This window comes from Paenibacillus sp. 32352, assembly GCF_002042965.1.
GTDB lineage: Bacteria > Bacillota > Bacilli > Paenibacillales > NBRC-103111 > Paenibacillus_S > Paenibacillus_S vulneris.
In genome coordinates this window covers 326,565-338,760 of the sequence record NZ_MZNT01000009.1, presented here as the reverse complement: position 1 = coordinate 338,760, position 12,196 = coordinate 326,565, and the positions used below count along the sequence as shown (strand labels likewise).

9 protein-coding genes are annotated in these 12,196 nt (G+C 48.7%); 1 reads left to right on the top strand and 8 read right to left on the bottom strand.

The genetic code is table 11. From position 1 onward, the window contains the following. Positions 1 to 133 precede the first annotated feature (133 nt). Positions 134 to 694 carry a nitroreductase family protein gene (locus B1728_RS21940; RefSeq protein WP_079912531.1) on the bottom strand — a complete coding sequence of 187 codons (561 nt, stop codon included), beginning with the start codon at positions 692 to 694 and terminating at the stop codon, positions 134 to 136. Positions 695 to 1,257: 563 nt separating this feature from the next. On the opposite strand from B1728_RS21940, the gene B1728_RS21935 reads away from it, so the two are divergent. Continuing rightward, positions 1,258 to 1,734 (top strand): MarR family transcriptional regulator, encoded by a 477-nt coding sequence (locus B1728_RS21935; RefSeq protein ID WP_079912530.1) that lies wholly within the window; start codon positions 1,258 to 1,260, stop codon positions 1,732 to 1,734. Between the two features lie 196 nt (positions 1,735 to 1,930). Here the strand turns inward: B1728_RS21935 and B1728_RS21930 are convergent, their stop codons facing one another. The 7 genes from B1728_RS21930 to B1728_RS21900 form a co-directional block, all read right to left on the bottom strand. Further along, the gene (locus B1728_RS21930) at positions 1,931 to 3,133 is read right to left on the bottom strand and encodes an MFS transporter (RefSeq protein ID WP_218672317.1); all 1,203 of its coding nucleotides are present in this window, start codon (positions 3,131 to 3,133) and stop codon (positions 1,931 to 1,933) included. Between the two features lie 318 nt (positions 3,134 to 3,451). Beyond that, entirely contained in the window at positions 3,452 to 4,402 is a 951-nt protein-coding gene (locus tag B1728_RS21925; RefSeq protein ID WP_179136143.1) for an ATP-binding protein, read from the bottom strand. Between the two features lie 445 nt (positions 4,403 to 4,847). Beyond that, positions 4,848 to 6,974 (bottom strand): alpha-N-acetylglucosaminidase, encoded by a 2,127-nt coding sequence (locus B1728_RS21920; RefSeq protein WP_079912528.1) that lies wholly within the window; start codon positions 6,972 to 6,974, stop codon positions 4,848 to 4,850. A gap of 14 nt (positions 6,975 to 6,988) precedes the next feature. Further along, positions 6,989 to 9,559 carry a glycoside hydrolase domain-containing protein gene (locus B1728_RS21915; RefSeq protein WP_079912527.1) on the bottom strand — a complete coding sequence of 857 codons (2,571 nt, stop codon included), beginning with the start codon at positions 9,557 to 9,559 and terminating at the stop codon, positions 6,989 to 6,991. 38 nt (positions 9,560 to 9,597) lie between these two features. Then, positions 9,598 to 10,887, bottom strand: coding sequence for an ABC transporter substrate-binding protein (locus B1728_RS21910; protein WP_079912526.1), 1,290 nt, complete (start codon positions 10,885 to 10,887; stop codon positions 9,598 to 9,600). Between the two features lie 328 nt (positions 10,888 to 11,215). Continuing rightward, positions 11,216 to 11,716 (bottom strand): DinB family protein, encoded by a 501-nt coding sequence (locus B1728_RS21905; protein WP_256865460.1) that lies wholly within the window; start codon positions 11,714 to 11,716, stop codon positions 11,216 to 11,218. A gap of 49 nt (positions 11,717 to 11,765) precedes the next feature. Beyond that, positions 11,766 to 12,155, bottom strand: a complete 390-nt coding sequence (locus tag B1728_RS21900) for a nucleoside 2-deoxyribosyltransferase (protein WP_079912524.1) — start codon at positions 12,153 to 12,155, stop codon at positions 11,766 to 11,768. Between the last annotated feature and the right edge of the window lie 41 nt (positions 12,156 to 12,196).

The following is a 12,196-nucleotide window of genomic DNA, read 5'->3' as shown; positions in this document are numbered from 1 at the left end:
AAGAAATGATAGTGGGGGCATTAACGCGGCTGCCGGTTCATGCCGGCAGCCGCGCATTGGACCTACCACCAACTTCGCCATGATCTTCCCTTCTCCTACTATTCCGTTCACATCCCGCACTGTCCACAGCTTTTTACCAAAGAGTCAGCTTCTTTTCGGCTGGTGTACGCGGCTTTGGACGGGGAGCTTTGTCAAAGAAGCCCATGTGAAGGATACCTACGATACGTTCGTCTTTCCGTACGCCCAGTCCATCCTGAAACTCGGGATCGAATATGAACTCGATGGTAGACCATATCATGCCGAGATTGTTCTCCCAGCCAAGAAGTTGAAAATTTTGCATGAAGCAGCAGACTGCGGCAAAATCTTCATTTCGCTTGTGTTCGTTCTTCTCTTCCTTCATCACTACGATCAGATGCGCGGGAATTTCAAGTATCTTATTTCTCATGAACTCCTTAAGCTTGGATGGCAGCAGACGATACCGCTTAAGGTTGCCGGATGCAGACGTAATCAGGTCAACCAGACGTGTCTTGCCGCCGTCGCTGTCCACATAAATGAAACGCCATGGCTCCCGCATCCCGTGATTGGGAGCCCAAACAGCGTCATTCAATAGTTGAATCACCAATTCACGAGGTACAGGGTTCCGATTAAATGTGCGAATGCTTCTTCTCTCCCGAATTGTCTTGGCGATACTCATGACAATCACTCTCCTTTTGCAATCAGCGGCCCAGGCCGACTGTACCGATCCGCCGGCAGCGTGTTTTAATATCCGCCGCAATCCGCTTTTTGTCTGACATAAAGGTCTATTCAGCGGCTTTTCCCCGCCAGCGATCTGTGCCTTCCTTTACCATTTTCAGTGGATTCAATTCCGAAAGGGTTATTGCCCAGGCAATATACCTATCCGGGCCGAATGAGTGCCCTATAGACATTGTGCGGTATAACCCCCCCCTACATCACAATAAATTGTTTCACATGAACGAAAAAAATAACATATAAAACAAAAGGATTAAAATACGCCAATCGACATCATATTCATTTATTGTTTCATATGAAACAATATCATTGTAACTCCCCCTTTTCTTGGTGTCAACCTCCAGCTCTGCCATATTGTCGGCCCCTTTTTCAATCAGTGAGCTGGACAATTTCTCAGGGTAGTATGGCTTTAATCATCGTATCCATGTACCTGTATCCCATATTGTTTCTCAGGAAAATACTTATGATATAATAAACAAACAAAATAGTCGAGGAGATAGTTGAATCATGGATTCAATCAAGGCAAATAAAAGCGCAATTCTTGAACATTTCATTCAGTTTCTTCAGCAAAAAGAGCAATATGAATCATGGATAACCGGATCTTATCTTGAGGAAATTCGGAAGCATATAGGCGTTGAATTAAGTCTGAACATGACGGAGCTGCATACCATTGCATGCATTGGAGAACGGGAGCCGATTAATGTTACATCGATCGCGGAAGCGTTAAACTTAAGCAAAGGGAACACTTCCAAGGTCACCAATAAATTATTGAAGGCGGGTTGGGTACGAAGGGCCCAGCTCAGCGATAATAAAAAGGAAGTATATTTTCGGCTGACTCCTGTCGGTAAAAAGATCTTTGCTGTTCATGACGAGCTCCACACCAAGGAAAAGCAGAGAATGTACGAGTTCCTGGAAAAATACACCGAAGCTGAGCTTGAATTGATTAAACAATTGTTTGAAGATCTGATTGATTTCTATCGATAAAGCTTGAGCAGAAATGCATTACGTAAAACTTCATGATTTTTCCCTAATGCTTTTAACTCCTTCGGTACCATTCTGATACCTTTGAATGGCCTTCAATTTCTCATCTAAACTGAATTTAGGCAAAAAAACTGCACCTCCATTGTTAGTTGTGTCTAACAAATAGGGTGCAGTTTAAAATGGTGAAAGGCCTTTTCCCTCACTTCGCTATTTCGCGCGTGCGCGGAGGCGCAGTTGTTCCAGCCCCTGCCCTATTCAGCATCAGGTAAGCCAGTATGGAAGTGACGCAGCCGAGAGCTCCGACCATCAGGAAGCCGTTCTCCAGGGAAAACCAATCTCCGGCGATTCCCATGATGATGGGGCCGCCGAACATCCCCAAGCCGTAAATCGCCTGGTAGAATCCCATTGCCGTCGCACGTTTGCCGGTATCCATATGTTTAATGCTCAACGACATCAGCACAGGAGAAGTAAAGCCTCTTCCGAAGCCGGCCAAAGCTTGCGTCAGCATAAGCACCCAGAGCGACGGGGTGAATGGAATCGCCACGGTAAACACCCCGCTGATGATAAAACCGACAATGATCGTGTTTCGCTCTCCCAGCTTTTGCGCCAGATGCCTCCCTCCGAACCAGGCGGCTAACGCGGTTGGAAACGTGGAGAAGAAGGTCAGCAGCCCCATATCAAGCTTGGTGGCTCCTAGCGATTGGGCGAACACCGGCGTGAAGCCGAAAACTGTGGCGAAAGTCAGTACCTGAAACAGAATGGACAAGAAAGAAACGGTAAGCAGCGTCCGATCCTTCGCAACATCCAGGACACCCTCGAAAGTAATTTTTTGCGCATGTTTATCCACCTTTTCAACCAGAAACCATGCACCTACGAGCCCTATCATCCCTACCGCTGCACCGATGATGAAGGAGGACTCCCACCCGAAACGGTCCGCGAACCATCCGCCGAGAAGGATACCGAGCATCTGTCCGGTCGAATTATAGAAGGACAGCGTTCCAAGCGCTCGAGTAGTGTCTTCTTTCTTGAAATAGCTTACGAACAGAATGGTAAAATCGACCCATGTTGCTGCCGCCGCACCCGCAAGTGCCCTCAGAATGAGTATCCAGGTAATCTCCTGCGTGATTAGAATGCCCAGTCCGGCCAACACGGAGAACAGCAGACCGAACAGAATAAACATTTTGCGCTTATGATAGCGGTCGGAAAGCACTCCCACGGGAATCCGCAGCAGCATCTGGCTTAGCCCGTACATGCCGACAATAAAGCCGGCCATCTGGTGGGAAGCCCCCAGAAACTCCACATAGGAGGCCAAAATCGGAACGCAGGTATACATGGAAAACCAGAACAGCAGGGTCACGGTGCAAAAAAGAGGAATTCGATAACTTGCCTCAGCATTACCCAAAGTGATCACTCCGCCCTATGTCAATGTATATCCAATCATAGTTAATCAGAGGATGCGTGACAAGAACTGTATTAAAGTCCATTTAGTAACCTCGAGGTAAGTAATGGGAAGTTCGGGAAAGGAAACCACTCATTTTTCCTGAACCGTAAACTCCACCCGCTCGGCTAGGATTTCAAACAAAGCATCATCTTCTTCTTCCTTCATAAGTACCCTCCTTATTTCCATAAGTACTATTAATAAAAGTGCGCCTGCTAAGTGCAGACGCGCCTTATTTTCACCATGAAACTATCGTTATCGCTCAATGAATCGGCTGCAGCTTCAAAGCTTCGGGAATTGTATCTTAAACATCGTTCCCGTTGAACTCGTTTCAATATCCATGTGAGCATTATGCCGTTTTGCGATGTCATAGCAAATGGCAAGTCCTACTCCCGTGCCGTTCGTCTTTGTCGTAACAAAGGGGGTTCCGGTTCCCAGCTGCTCCAAAATATGTTTTGGAATACCCGGCCCTTCGTCTGTAACTCGCAATTCTACGCAGGATGGAGTCTCCAGCGTCTCGACATAGACAGTGCCCCCGATTTGCATGGCCTCGAGAGCATTTCGCACCAGATTCAATATGAGCTGCTTGACCTCTTTGGAATCGAGCATGACATCAGATACTTTAGTTCGCTTCAAAACCAGCTTCTTTTTCGCTATGAAAGCCTCATTCTCTATCAGCGGGAGCATCCGGTCAATGACGTTCCATATATTATCTTGGCTTAATTCCTTCTTATGGACCTTAGTAAGAGACAGAAAATCGGAAATGATCTCATTTGCACGATCTAATTCCTCGATCATCAGGTTAACGATCGTTTCATCGACCCTCTGTAAATTAGAATGCATGATTTGCAGAAAGCCCTTCACTGTGGTTAGAGGATTCCTGACCTCATGACTGATGCCTGCAGCCAGCTGCGCTACATGGTTTAATCGATCCATCCTCTCCAATTCGATCCTTAACCGCTCCTGCGATTCCCGCAGCCGCCGTTTTTCAAGCATATAATCGGTAATATCTTCAGAAATGGACACAGCCCCAATAATTTCACCTTGTTCGTTGAATATCGGTTTGCTGTTCCAGACTGCGATTTTTCGAACCCCGTCAGGCCACACCAGTTCTACGACTTGCTTATTTTCCTTGCCTTCCAAAATAGCCTTCTGTAAGGTTAATTCTTTTGCAGTCAGACATCTGCCATGCTCATCGAAGGCAAGTACTGAAGGCGGGTCGTCCGCTGACATCGAGAAGTCTCCTCCTGATTTGATTCGGAGAAACTCGGCAGCCGTGGCATTATGTATAATTCTTTTGCAGCTTGCATCTATCGAGACAGATATACCACCAGGAAGATCAAATAATTCAGGAATGATGTCCGATAAGGGCTTTTTAATTATCATATGCTCTCCATTCTTATCCGATTTTCATAGGCTTAATCTTATCTTCTTCGACATCCTGCCGCGTATTCCTGCACCCTAGCCTAATGCGGTTACCAGACTTCCCCTGCAGCGTTTCTTAGGCTAACATCTCTTGTCAGATTTTCTGAGCACCGCCTTTACCAAAAAACAAACGCCCCGGGACGATGGGTTGTTACGAGGTCAAGCCTCTAAAACCCGTCTTCCAGAGACGCTTTACAACAAAGTATAAATGGTAAACTACCCAAATCGAATCATGAAAAAGTCCAGGATAGGATCATCCCTTCCAAAAGCATTCAACCATATCGGCGTAGGTCTTGAACAACCGCCGGGATACGTCTACGGGATCTCCTGCAGCTTCCAACGCAAAGGTATCGCTTCCTTCCATCCAGCTGACCTCCCACTCGCGTATTTCCCGGTCAAAGGCTTGCTGATCGAAAGAATCTGGATCGTCGATAGAGGCCTCCAGGCAGGCGGCAAATCGTCTCCACCTTTGCAAGTAATAGCTCGCCATGATGCCGGACCACTGTTTGTGTGCATAGTCGTCAAAGGTAACCTCGGGCCACCAGGTGGAAATGATCGTGCGGGCATTGAACTCATGAAGCGCTATCTCATCCTGTGTATTTCCCCACTTCTTCGCTCGATCTATCCATGGGCCGGTAAGAAAATGAACATTTGTGCCGAGCAGCTCTTCCAGATCGACGATCAGCGCCTCCAATGCGTTCCAATATTCTTGAAATCCCGTACGGTCCCTTCGGGTGAACGCCTCAATCATCTTCAAATGCAGCGGCCTTGCCGTATCTGATAACACCTGCCGTCCTACATTCACCAAATCGTATTGATAGTTGATGGAAGTCCGCAATTCCTCCCCGCTCTCCAGCAAGGCTTCCCATGCACGCAGCAGCACCCGCACATCATAGAAAGGAACTACCGTTCCGTTGCAGGTTCGTCTAATTTCCAGCTTCGGTCTGGCGCAAACAACGGATTCATAATTAGCATTTTTTGAATAGACCGATTTGCGAAGCAAGCGCCATGCTTCTACTGCCGCATCATTATGTCTGCCATAGCGGCGCCGCAAGTAGGCTGTTGCCCATTCATCCGGATCGGGAGCCTCTGTCCGCCAAATCATTTCACTCAGCAGGTCGTAAAAAACCGGATTCTCCTCAATGGCTTCAGGAGCAAAGCCGATCCCCGCCATATCCCCTCTCCCCGGGTCATGCAGCGCCTGTGCCGGACCTTGCGCCAACGAATCCAGATCCCCGAACATCCCGTTACGCGCACCGAAGTTGTGCAGCATGCACCAAATCCACGGTTTTCCGTAAAAAGCATGAGACTGCTTCCATTTGGCATTGCTCTCCGCATGCAAATCCAGCATCAGCAGATGCTCCTTCGGAAGGGAACGCACAATGGGCTCGGACATCGACCAGCTCTGCATGACCCAGATTCCATCCGGATCATGGTTCAGCATGCTTTGACAAACAGCCTTTGCCGACTCGGTGACATACTCCGTCGAGGTGTCAGGCGATTTCCCTTCATGGAACAAATCCATCGCGTACAAGTGGTCCGTCCCGTAAAGCCTCTTCTGCTCCTCGTAAAAGTGACCGGCCGCTTCGTCAAACAAGGGATCCCGCGGGTCCAGGAAGTGAATGCCCGGCATTCCAAACCATGACTTCAGCTGCAGGATGTTGGCATCCGGATGCTTCTGTTTCAATGCGGCAGGCACATGACCATAGAAGCCCGCTAACACCGGCGTCATGCCGAGCTGGCGTTCACGCTCCAGAATTTGCAGCTGCAGCTCTCTCTGCCCTTCAATCCAGCTTGTTGGAAGCGGCCCTCCCATACCGTCGACATTCCCCATATAGTGCCAGGCCAGGTAAGCCGGTCCTGTCAAATGCTTGAGCATTTCATCGTCGGACAGCCCCAGCTTGCGCCCTGTCTCCATCCAGACCGCTTCCTGTCCCGTTGCGGCTAGAGGCATGTTAATGCCGTGCAGCGCCATCCAATCGATTTCCCGCTCCCATCGCTTCCAATCCCACCAGGTCATCGTGTAGTTAAAGGTACAGAAATTGTACATATATCGATGACGATAAGGGGTTATTTTACGAACAGCCTCTCTTACGGGCAGCAGCTGGTCCGGCAGCGACAACTGATCGCCTGACCAGGAAATATGTGCATGGCAGCTGTATTTTAAATACCAGTGAAGCGCGGAAGCGAGACTGATACCGTTCGATCCCCGGAGCACGATTCTCTTCCCCTTGTTTTCAATCTCAAATACATCGCGTCCCTGGTCCTGCTCAATCACTTCCAGCTCAAACTGCTCGGCATAAGCCGCGCCCAACAGACGATGCAATAACCCTACTACGACTTCTTTATCCACAACGTTATTTCTTACAGCATCTGTCATTAGCTTGTCTCCTCCTATAAGTTCCCGCTTCCGCTTCGGACGATAATGATCAATCCCTGCTGCGGCTGCAGCGATATGGCTTGCAAAGATTCCAAGGCAATGGCATCTTGAATATTGTCAATCGCCGGCACTTCGATACATAGCGAGTCGGGCTCCCAGCCAAGCTGCCCCCAATCGATATGAAGGGAGCATTGGAGCGGTTCGTCCGCCCAGCTGGCCGCAGCAATGAGCATTTGATCCTGCTTGTGGTATACGGTAACAGCTACATCCTTGCGACTAGGCGCAATCGGATTGTCCGGATGCCAGTAGCCCAGCATTTGCGCATCCTGGATACCAAAACGATCCCATAGCTTCCAGAGCCCCTCCGGGCTATGACCGAACCAGCCAAGCCGATTGGACATCCCGTAAATCATGCCGCGCCAAGGGTTGCCATCACCCAGCATTTCCCCCATAAGCCCGAAGGGAATGCCGCTGATTTCAACTAGCCAATACTCGGGACGGACCTCGTTGTATTTGAACCCTTCCCCGATCCACAGGCTGTCGAGATAAGGGAAGAGCTCCATATATAAGTCGGCATTATTTACAAAGCCCGCCCTTTCATTCATGTGGTTCCATGTATGAAAATCGATCAAGGAGCCCGGTTTCGTCCGGTCCAGTATTTTGCGGACACGCCGCATCGTGAAACGATCATAGGCCGTATCGTCGATATACAGGCCGTCCATATCGGTATGCTTCAGCAGCCAATTCAAGCCTTCCACATAGTAATTGACTAATCTCGAAGTCCCGTCCGTTACTATAGCCGCATCGATTTCCCCCGTGTATTTTCCTGCTTTAAATTCATGCTTCCACGCAGGAATGATGTCATCCCCCAGATGCTCTCGAACCCACTTCGCCGCATCGCCCTGCCATAAAGAAGTGACCACATCCGGATTCGGCCTTGGAAATATCTCATCCCCCAGGCTCCGGAGCGCTTGCAGCTCCGTCATATGATCGCTGATTTCCCTCACGGTATAATATAGCTTGACTTTCAGATTCCTGTTATGCGCTTCCGCTACGAACCGGGCAAGAGTCTCCGTTTCCAGGAACGGATAATTAATGAACGGATGGGCATCCGCGCCATGGTGGATATTGATGATATTGGCGCCGCTAGCGAGAGCCTGTTCTTGCCAATGATCCATCACCGCTTTGCCCTCCAGCCGATGCAAATACCGGTTATTCCAATGGGCATTCATCTCTATCGCCTTGAGCGGAGTGATCATCAGATCAAAGACGAAGCGCAGCTCTTCTCCCTGCTCCATCATTCGTTCTCCGCTATAAGCGCGTAACACAGCTGCATGTTCACGATGTAAGAGCTTGACGCCGCCTTTGCCTCGATTCCCCCAGCTATCCGGTACCGTTAAGGGACGGTGCTTGTAATAAATATTGACGAACGGTCTGCGGCCTTCCGGATCGAGCAGACGGAGCCGCAGGCCCGCATTAACGTCACCAATCCACATCGCATGCTGATGTTTAGAAGGATCCCAGTGCCAGTCCAGATGCTCGGGAAGAAAGCCTCCCTTATGCCCGAGTCCCATTCCATAACGGGCTGCACCCGGAGCATAAGGAATATCAAGCCACATATCGCTGACATGTACAGTCTTCTTCGCCTTCAAGGTTACTTCATAACGGACGTACCCATCGTATTCGAGCTCGCCTTGACACCTCATCTCGAACGAAGGGCAATGACTTTGGGCAGACCATCCAATTCGGCTGTCCGTTTGTCTCTCGAAGCGTACTCCTCTGCTCTCCCAGACTGCCTCTCCTTCCGGGGTTTGGACAGCAAAACGAATCGGTTCTGCAAGAATCGGCTTCCCAACATCCGTGAGTCCATCTACAGCGTCATTGAACCGGCTTTCAATTGCTTCGGGGAACCCATAGTCATTAAGGGTCAGCTCTCTGCCTAAGCAGCCCACCCTCCGATCCTTCCAGGTAACCGGAATGTAAGGTGCCGTCACTTCTTCGTCGATAGCCAGATCCGAGTTCAGCCATCGCAAACGGGAATGCCTCCACGTCTCGCTGTCTCCGGCATCGTCCAGAGGCTGGCCAGCTACCGTTAGCTTTACGGTAAACGGCTGAATGCTGCCGCAAGCCGAAAAGGTCCATACTCCGGAATACGAAGCCGCGGGCACATCTCTGGGAACGGAAATTCCTATCCACAGCGACTGAACGCCTCCCTGTCGGACAGTAACTTTTTTCTTAAACGGCTGTCCGTACGCATCCCTGCCTCCCATGGCAAAGCACTTGATTCCGGAAGCAGGAATGCGCGAGCCTTGAGAGGACACCAGATCCGTGAATTCTGCTTGCACGTCTATTAGCGAGCAGCGAGTGGCAAACAAGACGACTTGCAGCACATAGAACTCTCCCGGCCGCACAACAGCTGCAAACTCGCGACGCTGGGAGCGCTCCAGCCAATCTTCCGGAAAATCCTGAAGCCATAGAATCGGCCGATTCCTCTCCTCCCCGAATACATAATAGGGCTCTTCCGCCTGGGAAGCGATTTCAAGAATTTGCTGTTTCCACAGCCGTTTTCTATTTGCGCTGTCCATGAATCCCGCTCCTGTTCCATTTCAATTAGCAGCCCCTGCTACTTCATTGCCCCTTCGATAGCTTTATTGGCTTCCTCTTCCGCTTTTCTAAGAGCCGTGTTAATATCTTCATTTTCAGCGTAGACACGGTTCAAGGCATCGTTCAGCGGCTTGCTTGCCAAGCCCTCATAAGCAGACGGGGCCGGCCTTGGGGCAAAGCCTGTCTTGAAAATAGCCTCCAGATGCTTCCCTTTGACACTGGCGAAATTTTCCCCGAAATGCTGGAACACTTTGGCATCCCGCAGCACAGGGACTCTGCCGATTTTGGCAAATTCCGTTTGAGCCTCTTCGGAGGATGCGATAAGAGACATAATTTGATATACAAGCTCCTTGTGCTCGCTCATCGAGGACATTAACATGACATGAACGTCCGGCATGGAATGAATGCCCGGCTTATTGGCAAATACAGGCGAAGTGACCATGTCCCAGTTCATCGGATTCCCCGCCTTAGAGGCTTCTTCCAGCGGAATCAGGCCGTCTGTCGTCCAATAATCATACATGGCAAGGGTGCGGGTTTTGTAAAACGCATCCGAATTGGCCTTAGCCAGATCCATGCCCGGGATCGTCTGAAGCTGCTTCAAAAATTGAAACAACTGTTTATAGCCATCGGAATTGATGGCCGCTTTATTCGTTTGCGGATGAACCTGTTGAAGCGATAATTGCCCTGCCAGATGAGACACACTTCCTGGCTGAAGCCCCATATAAGGGATGCCATCTATCGAAGCCGTCAGCTTGCGGGCCAGCTCTGCCGCCTGATCCCAGGTCATATCGTCCTTAGGGTAAGGAACAGCGAGCCTGTCAAAAATATCTTTGTTATAAAACAGCACTTTCGGGTTTTTGTACATAGGCAAGCCTGCAAACTGAAGTGAAGGAAAGGTTCTAAACATGTCGGCAATAGGCTGATCGAAGATACCGGTATCAAAATGATATGCTTGCATCATAGGGCCGATATCGCCGACCACCTTCAGATCAATCATACTGGGGATGGAGGAAAACGATGTGACGATCAGATCCGGGACATACCCCGAGGTTAAGCGTTCGCTATAGTTTTTCTCGTTCAGTCGTTCCAAGGTCACGTGGGGGAACTTCTTTTGAATCGGCTTGACAAAAATGTTGTCCCACTGCTCGTCGGAGAACGTAATGACGCCTAACACTTTTAATGTGACCGGCTTGGACGGATCATCCTGACTTCCTCCCTTCTCTGCATTTCCTCCTAGTGGAGCGCATGCCGATAGCATGAATATAATCCAAACCATCAATAAACCTACCCAACAGCGGCGCTGAACCATATGCTTCCTCCCTTATTTAGATGAGTCCCTTCACCTTTCCACCTCATTCTAAGCGTTCCGCTGTGTAATGGCTTTACATAAATCACATCATTCTAATGAAAATTATCCATTATATGGAATTCCCTAAATACGATCTATCCTAGTCCGTTTTGATTGTCCACGGCATGCAAAATAACCCCACCAAAGTGGGGCGAGTCCGTCGAAAAATCTATAGAGCTTGAACTATTACAATATACTCCAGTGGGACATGCCCCTCCAGCCGCTATTGAAACCCATGAAATGTCGTTATTTTTAGGGTATTTTCACGGGCTTCAAAGGCGGACATACTTCAATGATACGTTCCGGTAATGTTGTCCTGATTATCATTCAATAATTTGGTTATTATAACAATTTGGCCAGCATGATAGCTATAATGCTCACATACTTGAACTAGTATCGTTTCTATATCCCTTGAATAATGGGCGTTAGTTTCAAAGGCGGGGCGGACCACCATTTTGTTCCAATCCTCAACCGAATAATGTATGTTAATGCTCGTTGTTAGATCAGATTCTGTAATCCCTTCTATTATGCTAGAAGATTGCCGCCTGACATCGTTAAGCAGCTCTATCAAAGCTTCACGTGACATTCCATTGTTGGTGGTGAATTCGGATGATCTGGTCCGATTAAAGGGGGCATTGCCAATACCGCTGACAATATGTTGGTACTCGTTCCCCGCCAAATGAAGACATAAGTTGCCGACGCTATTCATATTGGGCTTACATCTATGCCATATTTGTTCATCTGAGAGAAGCTTCAAACAGGATTCTATTCGTTTGAGCTGCTTATTCATTTCATTTAGAACCAGTGTGTTTAGTTTCATAGCGATAAGGTCCCTTCCACTATTTTTTGAAAATACAGACCGTTTTTATTAGCTCGTCCATCGGACCGATGATCTGTTCGACTTCCTTCAAATGATAAAAAGAACAGGTTGTTTTCATATCATTAATTTCATCTGTTGAAGAGTACAAAACGATCTTCTTTTTTGCAGCCAAAGCAATACCTAACTCTACGTGGCTGCCCTTCCCCGCGGGGATCATTACGATGACCACATCGGCATCCAAAACACCAGATACTTCATCCTGGCCAATCTGACGCAGCTTGGTTATAGAATCGATATTGGAATGGTTTGTCCAATCATATGTCTGGATCAACCCGTGAGATTTCAGGCTTTTTGCAGCTACCCGGACATTCTCTATATTTTTAAGGCTGGATGCTATGTAAAATTTCATGAACTGTCCCTCTTTTAATTGCGACGGAGACCCTTTCTATA